The organism is Armatimonadota bacterium, assembly GCA_028871815.1.
Classification (GTDB): Bacteria; Armatimonadota; Chthonomonadetes; order Chthonomonadales; family Chthonomonadaceae; genus REEB205.
On the sequence record JAGWMJ010000017.1, the window covers coordinates 1 to 23,697 of the forward strand.

General features: G+C 62.9%; 22 protein-coding genes. 11 read left to right on the plus strand and 11 right to left on the minus strand.

Going from position 1 to position 23,697, the window contains the following annotated elements; genetic code table 11:
- Positions 1-447 precede the first annotated feature (447 nt).
- From KGJ62_15010 to KGJ62_15020, 3 genes are all read left to right on the plus strand, one after another.
- Positions 448-756: a hypothetical protein gene (locus tag KGJ62_15010; protein ID MDE2127888.1), complete on the plus strand. Its 309-nt coding sequence runs from the start codon at positions 448-450 to the stop codon at positions 754-756.
- 78 nt (positions 757-834) lie between these two features.
- Positions 835-1,401, plus strand: coding sequence for an isoprenylcysteine carboxylmethyltransferase family protein (locus KGJ62_15015; GenBank protein MDE2127889.1), 567 nt, complete (start codon positions 835-837; stop codon positions 1,399-1,401).
- A 225-nt stretch (positions 1,402-1,626) separates the two neighbouring features.
- On the plus strand, positions 1,627-2,754 hold the full coding sequence (locus KGJ62_15020) for a hypothetical protein (GenBank protein MDE2127890.1): 1,128 nt from the start codon (positions 1,627-1,629) through the stop codon (positions 2,752-2,754).
- 8 nt (positions 2,755-2,762) lie between these two features.
- Here the strand turns inward: KGJ62_15020 and KGJ62_15025 are convergent, their stop codons facing one another.
- The 4 genes from KGJ62_15025 to KGJ62_15040 are packed head-to-tail and all read right to left on the minus strand — an operon-like array spanning position 2,763 to position 6,258.
- Positions 2,763-4,046 carry an FAD-dependent oxidoreductase gene (locus KGJ62_15025; protein MDE2127891.1) on the minus strand — a complete coding sequence of 428 codons (1,284 nt, stop codon included), beginning with the start codon at positions 4,044-4,046 and terminating at the stop codon, positions 2,763-2,765.
- Positions 4,043-4,993 carry a proline racemase family protein gene (locus KGJ62_15030; GenBank protein ID MDE2127892.1) on the minus strand — a complete coding sequence of 317 codons (951 nt, stop codon included), beginning with the start codon at positions 4,991-4,993 and terminating at the stop codon, positions 4,043-4,045. The genes KGJ62_15025 and KGJ62_15030 overlap by 4 nt, the downstream gene beginning before the upstream one ends.
- Before the next feature lie 2 nt (positions 4,994-4,995).
- On the minus strand, positions 4,996-5,904 hold the full coding sequence (locus KGJ62_15035; GenBank protein MDE2127893.1) for a dihydrodipicolinate synthase family protein: 909 nt from the start codon (positions 5,902-5,904) through the stop codon (positions 4,996-4,998).
- A 48-nt stretch (positions 5,905-5,952) separates the two neighbouring features.
- Complete coding sequence (locus KGJ62_15040) at positions 5,953-6,258, minus strand: YciI family protein (GenBank protein ID MDE2127894.1); 306 nt, start codon at positions 6,256-6,258, stop codon at positions 5,953-5,955.
- A 104-nt stretch (positions 6,259-6,362) separates the two neighbouring features.
- Here KGJ62_15040 and KGJ62_15045 point away from each other — a divergent pair, with 104 nt between their 5' ends.
- Entirely contained in the window at positions 6,363-8,195 is a 1,833-nt protein-coding gene (locus KGJ62_15045; protein ID MDE2127895.1) for a hypothetical protein, read from the plus strand.
- A gap of 19 nt (positions 8,196-8,214) precedes the next feature.
- On the opposite strand, the gene KGJ62_15050 is transcribed toward KGJ62_15045, so the two are convergent.
- Both KGJ62_15050 and KGJ62_15055 read right to left on the minus strand, forming a co-directional pair.
- Complete coding sequence (locus KGJ62_15050; protein MDE2127896.1) at positions 8,215-8,634, minus strand: acyl-CoA thioesterase; 420 nt, start codon at positions 8,632-8,634, stop codon at positions 8,215-8,217.
- On the minus strand, positions 8,634-9,731 hold the full coding sequence (locus tag KGJ62_15055; protein MDE2127897.1) for a GDSL family lipase: 1,098 nt from the start codon (positions 9,729-9,731) through the stop codon (positions 8,634-8,636). The genes KGJ62_15050 and KGJ62_15055 overlap by 1 nt, the downstream gene beginning before the upstream one ends.
- Positions 9,732-9,937: 206 nt before the next feature.
- Here KGJ62_15055 and KGJ62_15060 point away from each other — a divergent pair, with 206 nt between their 5' ends.
- From KGJ62_15060 to KGJ62_15080, 5 genes are all read left to right on the plus strand, one after another.
- Positions 9,938-10,981, plus strand: coding sequence for a LacI family DNA-binding transcriptional regulator (locus tag KGJ62_15060; protein ID MDE2127898.1), 1,044 nt, complete (start codon positions 9,938-9,940; stop codon positions 10,979-10,981).
- A gap of 384 nt (positions 10,982-11,365) precedes the next feature.
- The gene (locus KGJ62_15065) at positions 11,366-12,700 is read left to right on the plus strand and encodes a TIGR03790 family protein (GenBank protein MDE2127899.1); all 1,335 of its coding nucleotides are present in this window, start codon (positions 11,366-11,368) and stop codon (positions 12,698-12,700) included.
- A gap of 34 nt (positions 12,701-12,734) precedes the next feature.
- A complete protein-coding gene (locus tag KGJ62_15070; GenBank protein MDE2127900.1) occupies positions 12,735-13,238 on the plus strand; it encodes a zf-TFIIB domain-containing protein in 504 nt (167 codons plus the stop codon).
- Between the two features lie 76 nt (positions 13,239-13,314).
- Complete coding sequence (locus KGJ62_15075; GenBank protein ID MDE2127901.1) at positions 13,315-14,745, plus strand: helix-turn-helix domain-containing protein; 1,431 nt, start codon at positions 13,315-13,317, stop codon at positions 14,743-14,745.
- Positions 14,742-15,278 carry a methylated-DNA--[protein]-cysteine S-methyltransferase gene (locus KGJ62_15080; protein ID MDE2127902.1) on the plus strand — a complete coding sequence of 179 codons (537 nt, stop codon included), beginning with the start codon at positions 14,742-14,744 and terminating at the stop codon, positions 15,276-15,278. Before KGJ62_15075 ends, KGJ62_15080 begins: the two co-directional genes overlap by 4 nt.
- On the opposite strand, the gene KGJ62_15085 is transcribed toward KGJ62_15080, so the two are convergent.
- The 3 genes from KGJ62_15085 to KGJ62_15095 form a co-directional block, all read right to left on the minus strand.
- A complete protein-coding gene (locus tag KGJ62_15085; GenBank protein MDE2127903.1) occupies positions 15,232-15,978 on the minus strand; it encodes a hypothetical protein in 747 nt (248 codons plus the stop codon). The two genes, KGJ62_15080 and KGJ62_15085, sit on opposite strands and share 47 nt — an antisense overlap.
- Positions 15,979-16,037: 59 nt before the next feature.
- Positions 16,038-16,655 (minus strand): transposase, encoded by a 618-nt coding sequence (locus tag KGJ62_15090; protein MDE2127904.1) that lies wholly within the window; start codon positions 16,653-16,655, stop codon positions 16,038-16,040.
- Between the two features lie 686 nt (positions 16,656-17,341).
- Entirely contained in the window at positions 17,342-17,524 is a 183-nt protein-coding gene (locus KGJ62_15095; GenBank protein MDE2127905.1) for a hypothetical protein, read from the minus strand.
- 316 nt (positions 17,525-17,840) lie between these two features.
- Between KGJ62_15095 and KGJ62_15100 the strand changes: the two genes are divergently transcribed.
- A complete protein-coding gene (locus tag KGJ62_15100; GenBank protein ID MDE2127906.1) occupies positions 17,841-19,865 on the plus strand; it encodes an NPCBM/NEW2 domain-containing protein in 2,025 nt (674 codons plus the stop codon).
- Positions 19,866-20,052: 187 nt separating this feature from the next.
- Positions 20,053-20,562: a hypothetical protein gene (locus tag KGJ62_15105; GenBank protein ID MDE2127907.1), complete on the plus strand. Its 510-nt coding sequence runs from the start codon at positions 20,053-20,055 to the stop codon at positions 20,560-20,562.
- 323 nt (positions 20,563-20,885) lie between these two features.
- On the opposite strand, the gene KGJ62_15110 is transcribed toward KGJ62_15105, so the two are convergent.
- Positions 20,886-22,520, minus strand: coding sequence for a type I restriction-modification system subunit M (locus KGJ62_15110; protein ID MDE2127908.1), 1,635 nt, complete (start codon positions 22,518-22,520; stop codon positions 20,886-20,888).
- Positions 22,517-23,695, minus strand: a complete 1,179-nt coding sequence (locus KGJ62_15115; GenBank protein ID MDE2127909.1) for an AAA family ATPase — start codon at positions 23,693-23,695, stop codon at positions 22,517-22,519. The genes KGJ62_15110 and KGJ62_15115 overlap by 4 nt, the downstream gene beginning before the upstream one ends.
- Positions 23,696-23,697 lie beyond the last annotated feature (2 nt).

A 23,697-nucleotide genomic window follows, 5' to 3' on the forward strand; every position in this document is an offset into this window, starting at 1 on the left:
ACCCCGCCACGACGGAAAATGCTAACCCGGTGACGATCTGTGTACCGTAGAGGCGCTGGAATCCGATTCCGACATTGGGATCCGTGTTGCGCAGATGGTCGCAGTCATCAGAGAAAGGGCGGTTGCGCAGTACATGACCTAGCAACCACACAAGACGCCGGCGCGTCTCAGAGTAGCCGACAACTGAACTCGACGCGAGATTCGGAGCGCATTTTCACGCGAGGCGTATACAGTCGCAACGCAAACAGCGCAATCTAGCGCCACATGGACTGGACAAGCGCCAACACCGGACCCTAACCCACGATATTTCGACCGCTAGACGGCACCTGAAACCGGCCGCGGAAGCCAATCCGAGAAAGCGGCGACCAATAACGCACGTGTCGCGACAGCCGACAGCGTAGCTGGAGGATTACGGGCGCGAAGTCGTCTACCGATGCGAGAAACAACATGGTAGAATGCCGATATGGCTGCGCCAGCCCCCTCGCCTTCGATGACCACGGCCAGCTCAAGTCGATCATGCAGTGCACCGTGGTGACCAGTTTCGGCTACGACGCTCTCGGCCGCCGCGTGAACCGCATGGCCTCAGGCACGCCTACCTCCACACAGTACGCCGGCGGCGCGCCGGTAACGGAAACGCAGGGAAGCGCCTTTACGGCGGCTTACACCCTCGGTAACGACCTGCTGCGCCGCAACGGCGAATACCCGGCCTTCGACGGAGGCCGCGCACGTGAAACCACGCCAACGGTGATGTCGTAATCCATCCGACGGCCGGCTCGCTGTGGCGCCGCCACCAATCGCAGCCTGTTGCGCGCCTCCTGCGCCGGAGCGGAACCGATGACCTTTCTGCGAGCTACGTACGCATGCTGGTGGGCATTCCTGGTGATCTGGCTTATTGCTTCCGTCAGGAACAAGCGAACCCAGTCGCGCATGAGCATTGGCAGCTTGCTGGTTTACGCCGTGCCGCTCTGGGTGGCGGCCTGGCTGCTGCTCTGGAACCGGCTGAGACATCCGGTGCTGGCCGAGATGGTGATACCCCGCACCGTCGCGTCGGGTGCCACCGGCTTCGTTATCGTACTTCTTGGCCTCGCCGTGGCCGTTTGGGCGCGTTTCACCATTGGGCGCAACTGGAGCGGTACGGTCACCTTCAAGGACGATCATAAGCTGGTTCAAAATGGCCCGTATGCCTTTGTGAGGCACCCGATCTATACCGGATTGCTGCTCATGTTTCTCGGGACCGCTATCGCAGGTGGAAGGTTGAGCGGTCTGGTGGCTCTGCCTCTGGCGGTGCTGAGCTGCTGGATCAAGCTGAGGCAGGAGGAGGGGTTGATGGTGCAGCACTTTGGCGCGCAATATACCGAATACAAAACCCGCGTCAAAGCGCTGGTTCCCTTCGTTGTCTAACCGTTCGCGAGTGAGCCTGATCGGCGTGGACGGTTTGGTGACGCATTCGGGCGGTATGCGCCATTGTATCGCGGCGATCGCCTCGCAGTCGCTATGGCAACCTCCCGCATAGACCACACACAAGATCGGCGCCTCTGCCCTACGCGGCGGCAACTTCTGCACGCTGCCGCGGCCGCCCCAGCTCTGCTTGCGCGCGGCCTGGCGCCGGACAGCCGCGGGAAGTGGGTGTCTCCGCGCTCAGAGTGGCTGGGCCGGTGGCAGCCCTACATCCTGAGCGAATCGCGAGACCGGTATTGTGACCGCGAGATGGGCGAGGAGCTGGGATGGCTTGTAAGTCCTTTCCTTCGAGGTTTCTGCTACGGCTATTTTGCAACGCGGGAGACCGCATGGCTCCAGCGGCTCGTCGATTGGTCGCACGCCTGGATGCGCCGCGGCGTGAAGGAGGCGGATGGCTTCATCGGCTGGCCAAAACCGGCTGGCGCCAGCACCAGTTTTGTGCCGGATTTTACAACCGACAATATGTTGGGCGAGGCCATGGCGCTGCGTCCGGCCGTGCTGATGGCGCGCCATATCGCAACCAACAAGAGGCTCTCCGCCCTATTCGGGGCCAGCGCGCGAACCTGGCTGGAGCTTTCTGAGGCGACGTTCCGCAAGTGGTCGGATCGCGGCTGCTGGCGAAGCGTCCAATCCGGCGGTGGTGTGTGGGCCGTTCCGGAGTTCGGCATCGAGGCGGCCGGCGGACAGTTCACGAACGGCTATGGCGCCCGGTTCACCACGGGGTTCACGCTGCCGGCAAACAAGCAAAATGCCATCGCGATGTGGCTGCTTGCGATGTATGACGCCACGCATAAACCGATCTACCGGCAGCGCGCCGAGGCGTGGTTCAAGACGATGCGTCTGCGAATGAAACCTGCGAATGGCGGCCGCACACTTGTCTGGAACTATTGGGATCCAGCCGGGCCGTGGGACGCGCCGCGGTCCGGCAAACCCGGCATGTGGGTGGGTGTGCATCCCAACGGTGGTTACTACGATATCGACGTTCGCGCTATCGTATGCGCGTATCAGCACGGGATTGTCTTCACCAGGGAGGATATCAACAAGCTGATTGCAACCAACCGCGACTTTATGTGGAACCAGAAGGTTCAAGGGGCTTTATTTCAGCGGATCGATGGCGGACCGGCTGATCCTCGTTGGAAGAGTTCACCGGGCGTGCTTTGGACCGGTCTGCTGCCGTACGACGCCACGCTCCGGAAGGTCTTCGAAGCAAACTTTGAACCGGCATCGTGGGGCGGACTTGCCCTCACGCCCTGGTACCTGGCTGAGGTGGCCGAGGCGAGTAAGTCCCTAAGATAGCGGCTGGCTTATGCGAGAACTGCTGGAGTTGAGGCGCTCTCGAAACGCTCGACGGCAAATGGCGCGATGTTTTGCTCCGGGGGTTCATCCCGCAGCAGTTGCGTTACCAGGCGGGCCGTAATCGGCGCCAGGCTGATTCCCATCATGGCGTGGCCCGTGGCTACAATCAGGTTCGGCAGGCTGCTGCATCGCCCAATCACCGGCAGGCCATCGGGTGTGCATGGGCGCAGCCCGGACCACACCGGCAAGCCAACAAAGTCGCCGGCCCGGTACTGCGGAAAGTAACGCGGTATCCGGCTGCGCATACCGGCCGCGCGACGCTGGTTCACGCGCGGGTCCAGGCCGGCTATCTCCATCGTTCCGGCAAATCTCACGCCGGATCCCATCGGCGTTACGGCTACGCGTGCCTCGGTGAGTATCGCGCCAACGGCCGGCAAGCGCGAGGCCTCCGGCAGCGTGAAGCTGCACCCCTTTCCGGCCTGCAGGAGCAGCCGAATGCCGAGCGGCCGCAGCAGGCCGGCAGACCAGGAGCCGGCGGCCAGCACCACGGAATCGGCAGGAAGCGTTTCGCCGCCAATCCGCACGCCGGTCACGCCCACACCACGTGCCTCGATCGCATCGACGCCGGCGCCGTACGATGTCACCACTCCGGCCTGTTCGGCAGCGGCGCGAAGCTCTCGCATCAAGCCCTCCGGTGAAAGGGTGCAGTCATCGCGAAACCACGCCGCACCGGCGCCACGAAACCTGCAGCTACCCAGTTTGGCGTCGGCTTCGGCGGCCGAGAGCACTTCGGCAGTGACACCGAGTTCGTTCGCTCTGGCTGCAGCCCTGGCTTCCTCTTCGAAGCCCCGCTCGGTGGCACACAGCATCAGGAGGCCACTCTCACGAAGCTGCATTTGTGGCCACTCGGACTTGTGCTCGGAATAGATGAGCTGGGCGGCGCGGTGAAGATCGCGCAGGATCGGCATGCAGCGCTCCGTGTGCGCGTGGGTGCAGAACCGGCGAAAGGCATTCAGCCAGGACAACAGGTCACGATCCGGTCGCGGACGAATGGCAAATGGTCCGCGCGGATTGGCGAGCATGCGGAGTCCGGCGCCAACCATCCCCGGCGCCGGAAGCGGCGCGATGTGGCTGGGCACCACCATGCCGGCGTTCCCAAAGCTGCAGCCACGGTCGTCGGCGGCGCCACGTTCGAGCAGCCTGACTTTGAGGCCGGCCCGGGCGGCATTCAACGCGATGAAGCAGCCCACAACGCCTCCGCCGATCACCACCACGGAGCCGGACCGGCTCATAACTCGCGGGCCAGATCGATGCCATACGCAAAGGGATCGTCAGGCGACACCAGTAACTCGCCCTCGCCGGTGATATGCGCCCGCCCGGTAATCGATGGAACCACTCCGCCGGGAACGGCTCGTGCCGTTGCTTCGAACACCGTTCCCAGAATGCCCTCCTGGCGCCAGGGCTCGCCCTCCTGAAGGCGGCGATCGGCGAAAAGGCAGGCGAGATGCGCGCTGGTACCGGTGCCGCACGGCGAGCGATCCCATGCGAGACCGGGACACAGCACGAAATTGCGTCCCGAATTGGCGGGGTCAATGGGTGGAGCGGTCAACTCTACGTGATCGATCTCGGCGCCGTCGTCGCCCGTGATGCCGGCCGCTGCAAGCGCTCGCCATACGCGGGTGGAGTAGTCCACCAATTCGGGAATCGAACTCCGCTTAAGCAGAATCGGGCAGCTTTCCGTGATGTAGAACCAGTTGCCGCCCCATGCCACATCTCCGCACACGGCGCCAGCGCCCGGAACCTCGAGGCGGATGGCGGAGGCTGTGCGGCGAGCGGGTACATTCTCGATCGTCACCTGGCCATCGCGATGAAGACGGGCCGTAATCGTGCCAACCGGGGTTTCAATCGTATGGTCGCCGGCGTCGATTCGTCCCAGGTGCGCCAGAGTGGTGACAACCCCCATGGCGCCGTGCCCGCACATTCCGAGGCAGCCGCGGTTGTTGAAGAAGATGACGCCGGCCGCAGCTGCCGGATCCTCCGGCGTCAAGAGCAGCGCCCCAACCATTCCCTCGGTCCCGCGCGGTTCCAGGATGACGGAACGACGGAAGATGTCGAAATGCTCCTCAAAAAGGCGGCGTCGCTCGGCCATGCTGCCCGTATCGAGCGGCGGACTGCCCTCCACCACCACGCGTGTGGCCTCACCCGCTGTATGGGAGTCAACGACCCGGATACGCTGCATGCTTAATCCACCGCCGGCATGGCGGGCCTGGATGCCAGAGCTGTTTGAATTGCGCTAATCGTAGCAGTGCGGTCGGACCCATCCAGCGGCAGCCGCGGAGCGCGCACCCACTCCGCTCCGAGACCGGCTTCCTGTACCGCCAGCTTGATCTTCTGGATGAACTTGGGACCCACATCCAGGTGCAGAACCGGCATCATCCACCGGTAGATCGCCCGGGCATCGTCCCACCGCCCGGCCATCATCAGGTTCCACAGGTATTGATTCTCAACCGGCAGAGCCAGCCCGGCCCCGGCGATCCAGCCTACGCCTCCCAGCAGCGTGCACTCCATAATCAGATCGTCTACGCCTGCAAACAGACGGTACCGCTCACCTACCGTGTTAAACAGGTCGGTGAATCGGCGCGTGTCGCCGGATGACTCCTTGATAGCTTCCAGGTTCCGCTCACGCGCCAACTCAGCAAACATATCGGGCGTGATATCCACACCATACGCGATCGGGTTGTTGTAACAGATGATCGGTAGATCCACAGAGCGTGCGACGGTGCGGAAATGGGCGACGGTTTCGCGTGGATCGGAGCGGTATACCATCCCGGGAAGAAGCATCAGGCCGTCTGCGCCCAATCGGCGGCACTCGCCGCCATACCGGCAAGCCATGGCGGTGGTGCACTCGGCGACTCCACTCAGTACCGGTACGCGGCCGCCCGTTACGCCGAGCGCCATCTCCATCACCGCCAGCTTCTCGTGTGGCTCGTGAGCCGTGTTCTCACCGAGAGAGCCAAGCATCACCAGGCCCTGCACGCCGGCCGAAATAAGGGCCTCAATGTGCCTTGCCGTGGCGGGCAGATCGAGCGTTCCGTTTGAGTGGAACTGGGTTGTAACGGCGGGAAATACGCCTTGCCACACGATGTTCACTGCGCTCAAATCTCCTTCGCCGCCACCCGGCAGCCGGCTTACGCAACCTTATTCCGGCGGAAGTTCGGGCAGCTTCGCTCCATCGCCGATCACGGTGCTCCACTTTCGCGTTTTCCACTCCGTGACCAGGCCGTTCTGCACGTAGGGATCGGCGCGGGCGAACATCTCCGCAATCGCCGGGTCACCACCGCGAAATACCAGCACGGCGCCGTCTGGTGGGTCATCCAGAGCGCCGGCTAGGGCCAGTTCGCCGCGCTCGAATGCAGCACGGGCGTGAGCCAGATGCGCCGACCGGAATGGAACACGCCGGGCGGGATAGTCTTCACATACGGTATACGTCAACAGGATGTGCATGGCCGCAACCTAAATGGTACCGCGCGATGGGCAGCCAGACGGCACGGCGATGAGCAACCCCACGCCACGTTATGCGCCGCCGGCCCTGATGGGAAGGAGCCCTGATGAAACGAGTTACCGTGTTTCTCTCTACCCTCTACGTGGTGGCGTTGGCAGCCTGCGCACAGGGACAGATACCGCACGGGTGGACGCGGCGGACGCTGGCGGATGGCAGTGTGGTCTTGACGAGTCCCGATCAAACCGCGGTGATCACCTGGCAGGCCATCGCCGATCAGCCGACGGTCAGTCTGCTCGATCAACTCCGCGGCGCCGTGAACCAGATGACCGCGGCCACTCCGCAAATCCGCGCGATCGACGCCCCGACCGAGACGGCGCTGGGAGTCACGCATTGGGCCGACATCATCCTGGCTTTGAACAGCGGCGGAGTTCAGTACGAACGTCTGGTGCGCATCGTCCAGACCGGCGGGCATGAGTTCCTCATGACCGCGGCGGCTCCGCAGGCCGAATTCGGCGCGCTCATACGGGCTGTCAAAGCGGGAATCAATCCGATGGCGCCGCTGGCCGCGCCTGCCGCGATTGAGGCGCCGGCCACCTGGCGGGTCACGAGTATCCCAAACGGCCTTTCCGCCATCGCTCCGGACGGCCGGTCCGGCGAGGATTTGATCCTGACGGAGAGTTCCGGCAGCATTCTCACCGATCTGCACCGCCGGCTGATCGCCGAGCGTAAGCACGATGGCCCGCTGCGCGCGGTTCAACTGCAGGTCAGCCGAGACCGACATGGAGCGGTCGCGGAGTTCGTGGTATCACGCGCCGGCGTTCCCACCAGAGAGCGAGTCACCGTGATGGCCAAAGGTGGTCGTGCCGAAGTCCGGCAGGCGTTCGCGCCCGTCGATCGCTCTCTTCCGCGCTTCACACGTGACGTTGACGGCGTTGCATCGTCCAGTCCGGAACCGGCGCCACCAATGCATCGCGCGGTTGCCGCAGACGGCAGCTTCAGCATGGATCTGCCCGCAAACTGGCATGTGATGCGCATGAGCGCACGGCAGGGCATCGTCGTTTGGGGTCCGGCAGGCGACCGGGTGTTTCAGACCACGTTCCAGGTTCCGTCAACGCTGCAGGCCGCGAATGCGGCGCTCCAGAGCCTCTCGATGGACGCCGACGGTCAACTGCCACCGGGCGCAGCCGAACTGTATCACGCGTTGGTGTCACCACGGCTCGCGCCGGCGGCGGTTATCGGCACCCTCTACCCCCATGCGGCGGCCGGCATGATCGGCCACATGAAGGTGCTTGCCGTGACGCCTGCCGGCGCCGCCGACGCGCAGGCAATTGCCTTCCGCCACGGCGCGGCCGCCATTGTGCACTATCGCTATACGCTCAACCCGACAACCGGAAGTTTGCTCATGCGCGCCACCCTGTCTCCGCCGCTGGTTCAACGCGCCGCGGTGGAGATGGAGGGCGACGCGCTGGTAATCACATATCCTTCAACAACTGCAATGCTTCGCGCCGCCGGCATCGGCGGCATGCGGTCCGCCGACGCCTGGACGCTTTCGATCACCGGCGTTGAGGCTCCGGTCGCCGTGTTCCGGCGCCACCTGGCCACGTACGTGGCGATCGCCGAATCCACACGGATGAACATGGCGGTGCTCAAGGCGATTGTTGGTCAGCAACTGGCGCAGTCTCACGCAATCGGCCAGGCGATCTCCGGCAGCCTCGCCGACATGACGCGTTCGCAGCTGCGCGCGGCCAGCGGTTTGCGTGTGGAACCACGTGCCGGGGCGAAGCGAACACTCTACGAACTTGCCGCAGGCAGTATGTGGAGCTCGCCCGGGCAAATGCGGTTCCACGATCTACCGGCCGACTGGCCGGCATGGCCGGCGCCGTCCAGCATGGTCGCGGCGTCGAGCGCGCAGTTCCGCAAGGTTATCGCCGGCCTGTAGGCGCGGCGCGCGACTGCTTTTACGGTTGGCAGAAGAGCCGCTTGAGCCGGTCATCCATTCGGCGTGGCCGACCGGTGCCGGCATCCACCGCAACCCAGGTGGTGATGGCAACCATCAGCGGCTGCGGTTCGCCATGCCGGAGAATCTCCACGCGCCGCGTGCAGGTGGCGCCCGAGGCCGCTTCAACCCAGGTCACGGCCTCCAGATCGTCATCCGCAAACGCCGGCTTGAGGTACTCCAGGTTGTGGCGTCGAACTACCCAAACGACCTCGGCGCGGATGGCTTCCGAACTCAGCTCCTCCCAGTGCGCCCGCGCAGCCTCAAGGGCCCATCGCAGGTAGACGATGTTGTTCACGTGACGGAGACGGTCGATATCGGCCGACTCCACGCCCACCGGCATCCGGAACACGCGTGGCGTGCCGGGCAGGCCACCGGCCACTATGGGGCCAACTTCCAGTGCTCATCGTGACCGATGCGTCGCGCCATCGTCTCCGCCATGATGGCGTCGGTTTTCACCGACGGATGCCAGTCCGAACCGTAACCGTTCTTCGCATCCTGCGTAGCGAATTCCAGCACCGCAACGCGCCGGTTTCCCGCCGCGTGTTCATCCGCGACGATCTTCCCGAGATAGGCGATCAGAGTGGTGAGGGCGTTCTTTCCGGGCGGATACGCGTCCGACATCATTGGGCCGGAGGCGCAGTAGATGCGGGCGGCAGGATAGTGGCGAAGCAGCCGCGCGATAAACGACTCATATGCGCCGGTCCACGCGGCCTCATCCGGAATACCGGCGCCAAAGTCGTTAGTGGCCAGATTGATCACAATGGCGCTCGGCGTCCAGCGCGAATAGTCCCACCTGCTGGCCGCATCCTGGGGCAGCGTGCGGTTGTAGATCTCCGGGATCGTGTTGTCGGGCCAGAGCTTTCGGCCGGACCACGCGACGCAGGTATAGTTGGCGCCGAGCAGGCGCGCAGCCACTGCGCCATAACTGAGGTAGGCATCCTCGGTATCCACCGAAAAGTGCTGGTACTGATCTTTGCCAAGGTTGCCATAGCCGCAGCTGATGGAGTCACCGATCACCTCCACATTCCGCGCGGAGGGCCGCGGAAGCGGCAGGAGCCGCCCGCTGGCGGATAGTTCGATCGCGGTGATCTGCGTGGTGCCCACAAACGCTTCCGTGCGCTTTACAAGGCTTACCGTATGCGCGCCGCTTCTGAGATCGGCAGCTACCGGCTGCATCGATCCTCCCGGCGTAAGCCGAAGCACCGCCGTTGGAACGCCGTCGACGACCACCTGCCACTCATCATTGCCCGATTCGTTGAAGGCGATGCTGGCCGCTGAGCCACGGAATCGAAACTGCATCTCCGACGCCGGCCAGGCGCATCGAGGGCCGTGCGGATCGCTGACGTCCCAGCGGCCGATCGTTCGCACCAGTCTGTTCGACGGCGCAACCGAAACAGGTAGAGCGGTTTGCTGCGCGCCGGCGAGAGCTGCGCAGAACACGCACACGAGCGATAGGGTTACAAAAGCGGTTCGCACGGTATCTGGCTCCATTCCAAACGGCGCTCGGCCACCCTACGTTCGGCGCCGGCGGCCGTTTCCCTGCGTCAGGCTGCCGTCGATGGCGCTGGTGGCGCGGTCGCAGCTTTACTTTCGGCGTTGGTGTGATATACTGTACCGTAGAGTGATAGAACGTTTGATCAACCCCGTGCGCAGCTGGACTAGAAGGCAAGGCAGGGCTTAAAGTGGCTCGAATTACGCTTCGCGACGTGGCCAACGCAGCCGGCACGTCGGTGTCGGCCGTCTCCGCGGTTGTCAACGCCAATCCGCGCCACAACATCCGCGTGAGCACGGCCACGCGCGACCGGATCCAGAAGGCGGCGGCGGCGCTGGACTACTCGCCAAACCTGCTTGCCCGCAGCCTGGTCACCCGGAAAACGGGAGTCCTCGGCCTTGTTTTTCCCTACGCGCACGCATACACGGAAAACAACCCGTTCTTTTCGGAGGTGCTTTCGGGCGTGTTTCAGGCCGTTATCGCCGCCGGCTACAACGTGATGCTGCATACCGGCATCGGTGATGACTGGGACGCAGCCGACGAAAATACGCAGCCGGATCCCCGCACTGATGGCTTGATCCTGGTGCTGCCACGTACCGAGAGCCTAATCGCAGAGCGGTGCATCAAGCAGCGCATACCCTTCGTTTCTTTGGTGTGCCGGCCGGGTTGGCCCGATGGCTACGTCATCAATGCCGATGAGTTTCACGGAGGCTGGCTGGCAGTGCGACACCTTACCGAGCTGGGGCACAAGCGAATCGCGCATTTCACCGGCAATCCCAGGATCGCCACCAGCGCACCCCGGTTAGAGGGCTATCTCGCCGCGCTTGGCGCTGCCGGGCTGGAAGCCGACGAACAGCTCATCGTTCCCTCCAACTTCAACGGACAGGCCGGCTACGAAGCCATGTGCCATGTGCTGGCGCTCCCCAAATCGAACTGGCCGACCGCGATTTTCGCGGCGAATGACCTGTGTGCTGAAGGCGCCCTCCGAGCGATTACGGAGCAAGGGCTGAGCGTCCCGCATGACTTTTCTCTGGTGGGTTACGACGACACCTGGTTCGGCGCAATGCTGCAGCCCTCACTGACAAGTGTACATATGCCCATCGCCGAGATGGGCGCCCACGGTGTTTCCATGCTGATAGAACTCCTGGAAGGCCGCGGTGTTCCGAATCCGCAGCCCGTTTTGCCGGTGCACCTTACCGTGCGCCAATCCAGCGGCCCGCCGGCGCGCCGCTAAAGAACAAAAGTCGAACGCGCACTCAGCGTGTCTCGAACGATGAGTGCAGTCACACGCATCGAATTACAGGTTGTTATAGCTATTATCGTGCCGATATTCGCCGTCGACGCCTAGGCTGGGAGCAGCCGGCGCTGCGTTCAGCCGAATATCAGGAACACGCAGATCTACGGTTGGCCAGACAACACCGTCAAGGGCACAGGGCAGGCCCGGCGCACCCGGTACCTCTCCGGCGTCCAGAACAGGCAGGTAGCCGCGCCGGAGACTGCAATCGAGCGCCGCCGCTGCGGCCACCGTGCAGGAGGATTTCCCCGCAGCGCGTCGCACTGTAAACGAAACGGTGCGGCTCGTATTGCCCGGCTTTCGGACGGTTCTCGCAAGCAGCTTATGATCACTCCCTCCACACATCGCATCGTGCGATTCTCCACTCTGGCGGCAATGCTTGGCGTCGGCATGGTGAGCATCGGCGGTGCCGCGGCTGGCGCGAAGACTTCGCATCATCCGTCGCCACCGCGCCCGGTGCCCGACACGGAACGTGTTCTTGTGGTGGAAAACGCCTCCAGCCCGGCCTCAGTGACCATCGCAAACGACTATATGCTTCGCCGGCACGTCCACAATATCGTCAAGATTCAATGTGCCGATTCGGCAGTTTCGGCTGCGAACGAAACCACCACGTGGAAGGTATTCGAGACCGCAATCCTCGGTCCCGTGGTTGACTTCGTGGAAGCTCACCCGGCAATCGATTTCATTGTGCTCACAAAGGGCGTACCGATCCGAATCGCCGATGCTCCGGGCATGGGCCTTCATAACACCACGCCATCGGTAGATAGCACTCTGGCCGCAATCGGCTACGACTCCAATCCGGCAGCGGAGCGGTTTCATATCAACGACAGCGGCTTTACCGGTACTGGTTGGGCAAACCGGTTCTGGCGGTCGGAGGTTCCATTTTCGCACGCGCGTTTCGGCGGCTATCTGGTTACGCGGCTCGATGGGTACACGGTAGCGGACGCCATCGCGCTGACCACGCGGTCGCTGGAGGCAACCCGCCCACCCACGGGCGATATTCTGCTCGACACGAACCCGGGAACCGGCTATGTGCTGATCAATGATCAACCCCTGGGTATATTCGACGCGGCAAAGCCCGGCGATCCCACCCGGACACTTCCGGACATCACCTACAACAACTACAATACCGACATGGTGAAGGCGGCGATGATGCTGGAATCGCGGCATGTGCCGGTGGAACTCGATCTGAGGCCGAAGTTCGTGGGCAATCGCCAGGACCTGGCCGGCTATGCATCCTGGGGCAGCAACGACGGCAACTTCGATCCAAAAGCGTACCACTCGCTGACGTTTGCACCGGGCGCTATCGGCGACACCGCCGTCTCAACCAGCGGCCGAACGTTTCTGCCAACCACGGGCGGTCAGTCGCTGGTGGCCGACCTGATTGCGCAGGGAATAACCGGTGTAAAGGGCTACAGCGATGAACCCCTTCTGAGCGCGATTTCCAGTCCATCCGTGCTCTTCAAGCGGTATACCGAAGGCTGGACGCTGGCGGAGAGTTTTTACGCCGCATCACGGTTTCTCGGGTGGGAGGATATCGTGCTGGGCGATCCCATCTGCCGTCCGTATGCAAGGCGCATGCCGGCCGAAGCGCCCACGGCGCCCCACACGAGCAGGCACGCGCCGGCGCGGAGGCGGGCGGTCAAACATCGGCCTTGAGCCCTGTGAATGAGGTGATACGGGAGGTCATAACATGACGGAAGCCTGCCCCGGATGTGCGGCCCCGATGAAGCAGGAGACCTTTCACGGCGCCGTTATCAATGTGTGCGGCGCGTGCGAAGGCATCTGGTTTGAAGGTGGCGAGCTCAGGGACCTGCTGGAGCAGGATCCGCACGTGTTCACCGATCTGGCCGCTGCCGAGGCACAGCCGGGCGGCGCGGTGAAGAAGGCGCCTTCCACGCTCACCTGCCCGCAGTGCGTGGTCCCGCTCGAGGCACAGCACTATCTGGTTACCTCGCCGGTGATCATCCATGGCTGCCCGCAGTGCGGCGGCCTCTGGGTGCCCGCCGATGAGTTGGTGAAGATGCAGCAGACGCTGGATGCGAGCCGCCAGCCACTGACTCCGCAGGAGGATGCCGCGATCTCGATGGCCGCGATGACGGCAAAGCATGAGGCGTTCATGGCGCGCCAGCAGAGCCTGACGCAGTTGTTCACCCGGCTGGATCGGTACTATTCGGGATGGTGGGGATTGATCTAGGCCGCGCGCGGCCATTTCTGGACTAAGAGTCCGAAAACGGCGAGCATTCTGCCCGCGGACGCTGTAGAATGGCGTCATGACGCTGGATGCCGACACCTGTTTCCGCGCGGCTGCCGCCCGCGACGCGCGCTTCGACGGCCTGTTCTTTATCGGTGTGCACAGCACCGGTATCTACTGCCGCCCGATCTGCCCGGCCCCTCCCGCCCTTCGCAGGAACTGTACGATCTACCCGAGCGCGGCCGCGGCGGAGCGGGATCACCTCCGACCCTGTCTGCGCTGCCGGCCCGAGCTTGCCCCGGGCTGCGCCCGCATCGACTCGGCGCCGCGCCTCGCGGCGGATTCCGTCAGCCTCATTGAGGACGGGGCGCTTTCCGAGCTGAACGTGCGGCAGCTGGCTGCCCGCCTGGGCGTGTCCGAACGCCATTTGCGGCGGGTTGTGCGCACGGAGTTTGGAGTATCTCCCGTCGAGCTTGCCCAGACCCATCGCCTGCTTACCGCAAAGCGACTTCTCACCGACACCGCCCTTCCGTTATCGGAAGTGGCGTTTGCCAGCGGCTTCGCGAGCCTGCGGCGGTTTAACGCGCTCTTTGCCGAGCGATACCGTCTCGCACCGGGAGAGCTGCGCCGATCACGTGCCGCCGCCATGGCGCCGCCGAGCCTGACGTGTGACCTGGCATACCGGCCGCCACTCGACTGGCAGTCGCTGCTTGGCTGGATGAGGCGCCGCGCGATTGCCGGCGTGGAGGTGGTTTCAGCCGCCCGGTACGAGCGAACCCTGCGCCACGGGCCACATTCAGGCTGGCTGACCGTGGAACATCTGCCCGAGCGGCACCTCATCCGGGCGCAACTGTCCGCTTCGCTGGCGCCGGCGCTGGTTGCCATAACGGCACAGATCAAGCGCGCGTTCGACGTTGGCGCCAACCCGGCGGCAATCTCCGAAACGCTGGGCCGGCTGGCGGCGCCGCATCCGGGTCTCCGGATACCGGGAGCCTTCGACGGCTTCGAGACCTCCGTGCGCGCGATCCTGGGGCAGCAGGTCTCTGTGCCTGCCGCTTCAACGTTGATGAATCGCACCGTGTGCGCGTTCGGAACCGGAATTGAGACCGGCAGGGCCGGACTGGAGTGGCTCACGCCGAAGGCAGATGCCGTGGCGGCCGCGCCGCAGGAGCAGCTGCACGCTCTGGGGATAACGCCCGCCCGCGCGCGATGCATCCAGTCGCTCGCCCGGGCCGCGGCCAGCGGCGCCGTCGACCTCTCGCCTGGCGGTGACGTGGAACGAAAGATCGCCGGCCTGATGCAGCTCTCCGGCATCGGGGCGTGGACGGCGAACACGATCGCCATGCGTGTTTATGGGTGGCCCGACGCCTTCCCGCACACCGATCTTGGTATCACCAAAGCGCTTGGCACGCGCAATCCGGCCGAGGTTCTGCGGACCGCGGAGACCTGGCGCCCCTGGAGGGCTTACGCCGCGATGCATCTCTGGAAATCGCAGGAGGTGGTGCGTTGACCTGGTTTTGCACTCTGCCGAGTCCCATTGGCGAGCTGACTGTGACGTCCGATGGCGAAGCGCTGACGGGCCTCTACCTGCCGCAATGCCGGTACGGTCCCGCCAACACAGATGGCTGGAAACGCGATGAAGCCGCCCGCCCGTTTGACGACGTAGCGAAGCAGTTGGATGCGTGGTTCGCCGGACGGCTTACCGAGTTTCATCTGAACCTCCGCCCGGCCGGCACGCCGTTTCAGCAGGAGGTTTGGCGCTGCCTGTGCTCCATTCCATACGGCGCCACGGCAACCTACGGAGAGGTTGCCGGGTTGACGGGACGACCCAGCGCCTCGCGGGCCGTTGGGCTTGCAAACGCCCGCAATCCGATTGCGCTGGTTGTTCCATGCCACCGCGTCATCGGTTCCGGTGGCCGGCTCACGGGCTACGGTGGCGGCCTGCCGCTGAAGCAGGCGCTTATCCAATTCGAGGCCGAAGTGCGCATGTATGGCCCTACGCAGTTTGCGTGCCGTTGGCCAAACCTGACGGCGGAGACATGACCTCGCAAGCCGGTTCCACCTCACCGTCCCCCATCATCAACGCATCGACCATCATCACTGGGAGCGCGGATACTTGAATCCGCATCTGGCCGACGTTATGCTTCACCATAAGCTCCCGCCTCCGTCCTGACGCAGCGGTATTTTCAGATGCGGATTCAAGTATCCGCGCTCCCGGTATCGCCGTGCACATCTCGACGGCAGCGTAAGGTTCCCCCTCACCGTCCCCTGTCACAAACCCTTCGACCGTCATCACTGGGAGCGCGGATACTTGAATCCGCATCTGGCCGACGTTACGCTTCACCACAACCTCCCGCTGCGGCACGTTCTGCCTCAACCCGTAGGCAGCGGCATTTTCAGCTGCGGATTCAAGTATCCGCGCTCCCGGTATCGCCGTGCACATCTCGACGGCAGCGTAAGGTTCGACCTCACCGTCCCCAATCATCAACGCATCGACGATCATCACTGGGAGCGCGGATACTTGAATCCGCATCCGGCCGACGTTACGCTTCACCATGAACTCCCGCTGCGTCACCTTCCGCCTCAACCCATAGTCAGCGGTATTTTCAGCTGCGGATTCAAGTATCCGCGGTCCCAGTATCGCCGTGCACATCTCGACGGCGGCGTAAGGTTCCACCTCACCGTCCCCTGTCATCAACGCATCGACGATCATCACCGGGAGCGCGGATACTTGAATCCGCATCCGAATTACCTTGAGCTTCGTCGTTAACTCGTGTGTCGGCTTACGTAAGTGTTTGTAGGTTACGGCACCGGGGTATCACGAGGGTAACTTTGTTCGGCATGCAGGCGCGCGCAGCTGCCGAACGGCCACTCCTCCGGCACGCAGCATAGGCCGGCCTTCACTGGGTTACGATCAATGTAGGCGATCGTACTCGCCATGTGCCGTTCGTCACGGATGAATCGGTCGAAATAGTCCGGTGCCCAGATTGAGCCAGAGCGCTCGAGCACAGCGTTGATGGAGCGCGCCGAGGCTACCTTCCAGGCGCGAATTATCGTCGAGAGGCTTACCTCTGGCATTGGAGTGATCAGCGCATGTATGTGGTTTGGCATTACGACCCAAGCGTGCAGGTGGTAGCGAACCGCGTCGTACTGCAGTAGCCCGCACTCAACAATCCTGGCGAGCGCCGGGTCTGAGAGCAGGGCCGATCCGCAGTTGGCGTCTGCATATGCCTCGATGTTGCGCGCCACAAGGTTTCTAGGGCCCGACGGATTGGCGGCGGCTGCCTCTTTCCATTGTTCGATCAGTGAGGTCGGTACGGTGCCGTACAGCCGGTAAGTGATGAATTGCGCCACGGCTCCGCCGTCAAAGTGTGGCAAGTAGCCGCGGGACGTCCAGCCACGCACATGGTCCGGTGACATAACATGCGATTATAGTCGAAAAGCAACTGCAGGCACCAGCCAGTGCCTCACCGCTAACGGCCGTCCGCGCGAATAGGTACCTGACAGCCAGCCGACCATGCTGCCGCACCCGCTAGCGCTCCCGGTATTGCCGTGCACATCTCGACGGCGGCGTAAGGCCCCACCTCACCGTCCCCTATCATCAACGCATCGACGATCGTCACTGGGAGCGCGGATACTTGAATCCGCATCCGGCGGACGTTACGCTTCACCATGAGCTCCCGCCTCCGTCTTGACGCAGCGGCATTTCAGCTGCGGATTCAAGTATCCGCGCTCCCGGTATTGCCGTCACCATTCTGGCGGCAGCGTAAGGTTCCACCTCACCGTCCCCTATCATCAACTTGTCGACCATCATCACTGGGAGCGCGGATACTTGAATCCGCATCCGGCCGACGTTACGCTTCACCATAAGCTCCCGCTGCGGCAGCTTCCGCCTCAACCCATAGGCAGCGGCATTTCATGTGCGGATTCAAGTATCCGCGGTCCCAGTATCGCCGTTCACATTTTGGTGGCCGCCTCACCGTGGGCCATCGCCCTTTGCCGATTCATCAACGCATCGACGGTCATCACTGGGAGCGCGGATACTTGAATCCGCATCCGGCCGACGTTACGCTTCACCATGAACTCCCGCTGCGCCACCTTCCGCCTCAACCCATAGGCAGCGGCATTTCAGCTGCGGCTTCAAGTATCCGCGCTCCCGGTATTGCCGTGCACATCTCGACGGCAGCGTAGGGCCCCACCTCACCGTCCCCAGTCATCAACGGATCGACCATCGTCACTGGGAGCGCGGATACTTGAATCCGCATCCGACGGACGTTACGGTTCACCATAAGCTCCCGCCTCCGTCTTGACGCAGCGGTGTTTTCAGATGCGGATTCAAGTATCCGCGCTCCCAGTATTGCCGTGCGCATTTTGGCGGCAGCGTAAGGTTCCACCTCACCGTGGGCCATGGCGCCGTGGCGATTCATCAACTCGTCGAGGAGCAGTCACGGTGCAACTGCCCGACCGCTTGAAACCGCCATGTGACTGCAATCTCCCGATACAGACCGATTCCCGGCCACGGAGGAACCAGCCGCCGGCACGCGTAACCTGCGCCGTGATGGGCCGCCGGTAGCGAAACTGCCGCGGCCGTTACTGGAGGTCTTTATGCGCATCGCCACTGTTCTCGCTGCCGGATTGCTAACGACCGTTCTGCTTCCGGCATCCGCCAATTCGGTACGGCCTGCCACGCAGACGCCGTCCGAGTTGACGGGCGCCACGCCGCCGGCCGGCGCCATCTGGCTCGACTCGCTGGACGTGAGCACGATCCAGCAGGGTTGGGGCCAGCCCCACGCCGGCCAGTCGGTTGGCGGCAGCGCAATCACGCTGGGACAGATGGTGTATGCGCACGGCGTGGGTACGCACGCCCGAAGCGAGTTCAACATCCGTCTGAACGGCAGCGCGACCCGATTTGTGAGCATGGTCGGTGTGGACGCCGAGTCCGGCACGCGTGGCTCGGTGGTTTTTCAGGTATGGGCGGATGGCCTCAAGCGGGCTTCCACGCCCCTGCTCCGGGGCGGTGACCCGCCGGTTCTCGTTTCGGCGAACCTCAATGGCGCCAAAACGATGCAGCTTGTGGTTACCGACGGCGGTGACGGCATCGACTTCGATCACGCCGACTGGGCCGGCGCCGTTCTCTATCTGAAGCCCGGAGCGAGGTTCCGGCCGACAGCCATGAAGCCCGATGTGGCGCCGCCACGCCTCATCGTTCCGGCAGAAGTCATGCGGCCCGAGATCCACTACCCGCGGATTACCGGCTGCACGCCCGGCCATCCGTTTCTCTTCCTGGTGCCGGCCAGTGGCCCGGAACCGCTTACCTACACTGCCCGCGGCCTTCCCGGCGGGCTGAAGCTGAACCGCGTCACGGGAATCATCAGCGGCGTGGTTCCGCACGCCGGCCGGTGGGTGGCCACACTCACCGTCAGCGGGCCCGGCGGCGCAGCACATGCCAGGCTTACCATCATTGCCGGCGACCACAAGTTGGCGCTGACACCGCCGATGGGCTGGAACTCGTGGAATGTGTGGGCCGGCAACGTGAATGCCGACCGGGTGAAGGCCGCGGCCGACGCCATGTCGTCAGAGGGCGGGGCCGCGCATGCGCGATACCGGAATGGCCTTTCGGCGCACGGCTTCCAGTACGTCAACATTGACGACACATGGGAAGGCCCGCGGGACGCCTCCGGCGCGATCACCACGAACGAACGCTTTCCCGACATGGCCGGGCTGGCCGATTATGTTCACCGTAAGGGGTTGAAGCTGGGCATCTACAGCTCGCCAGGACCGAAAACCTGCGGTGGGTATCCCGGCAGCTGGCAGCACGAACTTCAGGATGCCCAGACATATGCCTCGTGGGGCATCGACTATCTGAAATACGACTGGTGCAGCTACGGCGGTGTGGCCACCGGCGCCGGGCTGGATCGGCTTCAGAAGCCGTACCAGGTGATGCACGATGCACTGGACAGCGTGAACCGCGACATCCTCTTCAGCCTGTGCCAGTACGGCATGGGCGATGTGTGGAAGTGGGGCGCGCAGGTTGGCGGCAACTGCTGGCGCACCACCGGCGACATCAACGACAGCTGGGGAAGCCTCCACGGTATCTACTCTTCGCAGAACGGGCACGAAAAGTACGCCGGCCCCGGCCACTGGAACGACCCCGATATGCTGGTTGTGGGAAGCGTGGGCTGGGGCAATCCGCACCCGAGTCACCTTACACCTAACGAGCAGATCCTTCACATCTCCATGTGGTGCCTGCTCTCGGCGCCGCTCCTCATTGGATGCGACATGACGAAGATGGACAGCTTCACCCGCGCGCTGCTGACCAACGACGAGCTGATCGCCATCAATCAGGACCCGCTCGGCAAGCCGGCCGGCCGTGTCTGGACCGATGGCGAACACGACGTCTGGTCGCGCCCATTGGCGGATGGCACGCGCGCCGTTGGGCTGATAAACGCCGGCCCGGCGCCGGCGAAGATCGCCGTTACGTGGAGCATGATCGGCCTGGGCGGACGGCAGCCAGTTCGAGACCTGTGGCTGCATAAAAACGTGGGAGAGCACGATGGGGGCTACTCGGTGATCGTTCCGTCTCACGGCGCCGTGGTCCTGAAGATCGGCGGCATCCGGCGCCAGCCGTAGAGCCCTGTCGATAGTCATCCGGCGGGTTCGTGGCATCGATGTGAGCGCTTAAGGCCCATTTGCATCTGCCGGTGCGTATAAGGCTTGATGATCGATGTTGACTGGGTGGGAGCTCTTTACCGCGCCTTGATTGCGAATGTAACTTTATGCGGGCTGTATTCCGCGGCCCTGGTGACTTGAGAATGCGATGAGCGATGACTGCCTTGGCGCCAACATCACCGAAACGGCGCTGATCGGCCTGCTCCGGGCTCTCATCGAGGACCCGGTGCTGGCGGCCTACGTGGCCGAGTTCGACGCGGGCGAACAGCCGGTGGTGTGGCTGGCGTACGGGGCGTACTTCACGTTCGCTCTGGTGAACGGCATGGCCGTCTCGCGACGACTGCCGCATGCCCGGATGCCATCGAAGTGCATGTTCGTCTGGCTCGCCGGCAACAGCTGGTACGACGAAGAGACCTGCAGGAGGCTGGTCGCTCCAACCGTCAAGAACTTCCGCGCCGCCATGAAGTCTGCGGCACGGACCGCTGCGGTATCACATTCCGCGAATGTGACACGGAATATGGCGCAAGCCGGGTACCGGGCCATAGCCAGGCGATCCGTAAGCGCGGGTACCCTGGCGGCGCTGGACCAATGGCTGCTTGAAGTTTGCGACGCTATTCATTGTATTGCCGGGGATGTGGCCAAAACGTCCAAGCTGTAACGGACGTTAGCGTGACGCGAGAGGGGCGGCGCATGCCATGGCAGCGCGCGACGCTTGGTGAAATGGGACCAATAGGACCTATGAGACATATGCGGGGCCGGAACCATTCCGCTTGCTAGCCGCGGGTGCCTGAGCCTATATGTCCTATATGTCGCATTGGTCCCATTTGGTGGACGCCCCCTCCGGCCACCGAGCCGGAACCATCCCACTGGCATTCTTCCGCCATGCGCGATCCGCTTGCTGGCAAATGCCTTGAGCGGGACCGCCCGGTTCTTCAGCTGGGCAAGTTGCCGGGCTTGCTCGCGGCCGTCACGCGCAGACTCTCAGCGCTCCGTCGGTTCCGAATCCGCCGCCGGCAGGGCCGGCAGCCCAAGCTCCTGCAGGAAGACGTTGTGCTTTTCGGTTGCAGTCCGGATTTCATCCTCAATCTGGGATAGCTTCGCGTGGACGGCCACCAGATCGATCTCCTCTTCGACCGTCGCGGTGCTGACGTATCGGGAGATATTCAGGTTGAAGTCGTTGGCCTCGACCTCTTCCATCGATACGCGGCGCGAATAGCGGGGCTCCTCGCGACGGTACTGGTACGTTTCGACTATTCTGGCGATGTGCTCTTCCGTCAGCTGGTTTTGCCGCTTGCCCTTCTCGAAGTGCTCCGCCGCGTTGATGAAGAGCACGTCGTCCGTCTGCCTGCACTTCTTGAGCACCAGGATGCAGACGGGGATGCCGGTGGAATAGAAGAGATTGGCTGGTAGTCCGATAACGGTGTCAATGTTCCCGTCCTTCAGGAGCTTGGTGCGGATTCGCTCCTCTGCGCCGCCTCGAAACAACACGCCGTGGGGCAGGACGATTGCCATCACACCGTTATCCGTCAGGTAGTGGAGGCCATGCAGGAGGAACGCGAAGTCGGCGGCGGACTTCGGAGCGAGACCGTAGTCCTTGAAGCGCATGTCGTCGGCCAGCGACTGGCTCGGCTCCCATCGGTAGCTGAACGGCGGATTCGCGACCACCGCATCGAAACGCGGCTTCTTCGCCGGGTTCATCTCGCGGAGGAAGTCCCAGTCGTTGGTGAGTGTGTCGCCGTGATAGATCTCGAACTCGCTGTCCTTCACCCCGTGCAGCAGCATGTTCATGCGGGCCAGGTTGTAGGTGGTGATGTTCTTCTCCTGGCCGTAAATCTTGCCGATGCCGCGGTCGCCCATCTGGTGGCGGATATTCAGGAGCAACGAGCCGGAGCCGCAGGCGAAATCGAGCACGCTGTCCAGGCGGTCGCGCCGGCCCTGCGCCGGGTCCTGGGCGTCGAGGGTGACGATGCCGCTGAGGATACTGGATATCTGTTGGGGCGTGTAGAACTCGCCCGCCTTCTTGCCCGATCCGGCGGCGAACTGCCCGATGAGATACTCGTAGGCGTCGCCAAGCGTGTCCGTCGTAATCGTGAACTCGGAAAGCCGTTCGGCGATCCTCTGGATGACCGTGCAGAGCTTCGCGTTTTGATCCGTGTAAGCCTTACCGAGCTTTTCGGAGTTCAGCCGAATCTCTGAGAACAACCCTTGAAAGGCGCTCTCGAACGACTCGTTCTCGATGTACTCGAAACAATGCTGAAGCGTATTCAGGAGGCCGTCGCTCTGCGTTCTAGCCAGGTTCGCGATGCTCGTCCAGAGGTGTTCGGGCTTGATGACGTAATGCACCTTCGCCCGCATCTGCCGCTCGAAGACGGGCACGTCATCCGGGTGGTTGGCGTACCACGCTGCGAGCGGCACACTCTTCGCGCCCTCCATGACCAGCGGATAGTCGGAGCCGAGCTCTCTCTGCGCCGCTGCCTCGTAGTTGTCGGAGAGGTAACGCAGGAAGATGAACGCGAGCATGTAGTCGCGGAAGTCGTCCGCATCCATCGCTCCGCGGAGCTGGTCCGCTATGCTCCACAGTGTCTTGCCGAGCCGGTGGTTTTCTTGAGCTGTCACGGTGTCGGTGCAGACGGCCCCCCTCGCGGGAAGTGATCGGGGTTGAAGGGAAACTTGTCCAGAAAGGAGCTAAGTATCGCCCGGAAGTATTGCTTGGTCTCGTCGCCCATGGGCACCGGCTCGAACATCGAATAGTTGCCATGGCTCAACAGATCAACAAAGCGCTGGTGAAGGATGCCTTCCGCGTCGTCGTCGGTCTGCTTTATGCACTTACCGAAATGGGTGTACCCATGGAACAGAGCCGTCTTCTCCAGGATCGTGCGCAGTTGGTTAAAGTGATGGGTCTGGAGTGCGTCCTCCTGGGCGATGATGGCGAGTTCTTGCAGAGCGGCGATGTGGTGAAATGAAGGTGTGTCGCCAGAGAACCTGGTCAGCTTGTATCTGCCTTTGCCCCTGTCGCGAGCTAGCACGAACTGAACCGATTTGCTGTTGAAGTGGCTCTTCAATTCGTAATGCAACACGTTGAAGAACAGGTTATGGTGGGTCGAGACTATAGCCGGGACATCGGAGTCGGATTCTCGAAATAACTGCACCAGGTGACTCGCGACGACTATTGCGTTGTGCTCGTCCAGTGATGAAACAGGATCGTCGATGTAGATATACTTGACCCAGTCGTACGCTTCATCTCCATCAAGTACCAGCTTCACGTTTGCAAGAAACCAGCACCAGACGAAAATGTTCTGCTCACCGCGCGAAATCTTCATTGGGATCGGCACATTGTCTGTGTCGCGCTCGCGGAAGAAAGTAACGGCCGGAGGTGCCGGAACCTCTTGACCATCCGGCGTCTGTCTCTTCCGGTCATAGTTAATGGCGAAACTAAAGCCCGCATAGCGCTGGAGCAGCTCACCAATCTTGACCTCCATCTCCAGTTCGCGAACGCCGTCGAAAAAGCTCGACTCCTGGTTGAACTCGAGCACTCTATCCTGGTCTTTCTCCAGGTCGTTATCCCATGTGAACAGGTCTTCGGTGTAGGCGTTAAAGTAGAGTGTGTCGCGCTGAATAGTTCGACCGTCATCGTCTTTCCTCTGTCCCTGCGTCTTGAACTCGCTGCAGAGCCGAGTCTTGCCCGTGCCGTTGTGTGCATAGACGAGAACGAACCGCTTTGCCGAGCCTTGCTCACGGACGAAGCGAGCAGTGTCCGTCAGGTCTGCAAAGGCGTGCACGACAGGCGGCATCG

What these genes read in the sequence shown, in the direction of transcription:
- KGJ62_15100 (MDE2127906.1), top strand. Translation starts at nt 17,841, where the DNA reads ATGCGCATCGCCACTGTTCTCGCTGCCGGATTGCTAACGACCGTTCTG.
- KGJ62_15015 (MDE2127889.1), top strand. Translation starts at nt 835, where the DNA reads ATGACCTTTCTGCGAGCTACGTACGCATGCTGGTGGGCATTCCTGGTG.
- KGJ62_15115 (MDE2127909.1), bottom strand. Translation starts at nt 23,695, where the DNA reads ATGCCGCCTGTCGTGCACGCCTTTGCAGACCTGACGGACACTGCTCGC.
- KGJ62_15070 (MDE2127900.1), top strand. Translation starts at nt 12,735, where the DNA reads ATGACGGAAGCCTGCCCCGGATGTGCGGCCCCGATGAAGCAGGAGACC.
- KGJ62_15105 (MDE2127907.1), top strand. Translation starts at nt 20,053, where the DNA reads ATGAGCGATGACTGCCTTGGCGCCAACATCACCGAAACGGCGCTGATC.
- KGJ62_15030 (MDE2127892.1), bottom strand. Translation starts at nt 4,993, where the DNA reads ATGCAGCGTATCCGGGTCGTTGACTCCCATACAGCGGGTGAGGCCACA.
- KGJ62_15090 (MDE2127904.1), bottom strand. Translation starts at nt 16,655, where the DNA reads ATGTCACCGGACCATGTGCGTGGCTGGACGTCCCGCGGCTACTTGCCA.
- KGJ62_15085 (MDE2127903.1), bottom strand. Translation starts at nt 15,978, where the DNA reads ATGCGGATTCAAGTATCCGCGCTCCCGGTGATGATCGTCGATGCGTTG.
- KGJ62_15095 (MDE2127905.1), bottom strand. Translation starts at nt 17,524, where the DNA reads ATGGTGAACCGTAACGTCCGTCGGATGCGGATTCAAGTATCCGCGCTC.
- KGJ62_15075 (MDE2127901.1), top strand. Translation starts at nt 13,315, where the DNA reads ATGACGCTGGATGCCGACACCTGTTTCCGCGCGGCTGCCGCCCGCGAC.
- KGJ62_15065 (MDE2127899.1), top strand. Translation starts at nt 11,366, where the DNA reads ATGATCACTCCCTCCACACATCGCATCGTGCGATTCTCCACTCTGGCG.
- KGJ62_15010 (MDE2127888.1), top strand. Translation starts at nt 448, where the DNA reads ATGGTAGAATGCCGATATGGCTGCGCCAGCCCCCTCGCCTTCGATGAC.
- KGJ62_15040 (MDE2127894.1), bottom strand. Translation starts at nt 6,258, where the DNA reads ATGCACATCCTGTTGACGTATACCGTATGTGAAGACTATCCCGCCCGG.
- KGJ62_15025 (MDE2127891.1), bottom strand. Translation starts at nt 4,046, where the DNA reads ATGAGCCGGTCCGGCTCCGTGGTGGTGATCGGCGGAGGCGTTGTGGGC.
- KGJ62_15045 (MDE2127895.1), top strand. Translation starts at nt 6,363, where the DNA reads ATGAAACGAGTTACCGTGTTTCTCTCTACCCTCTACGTGGTGGCGTTG.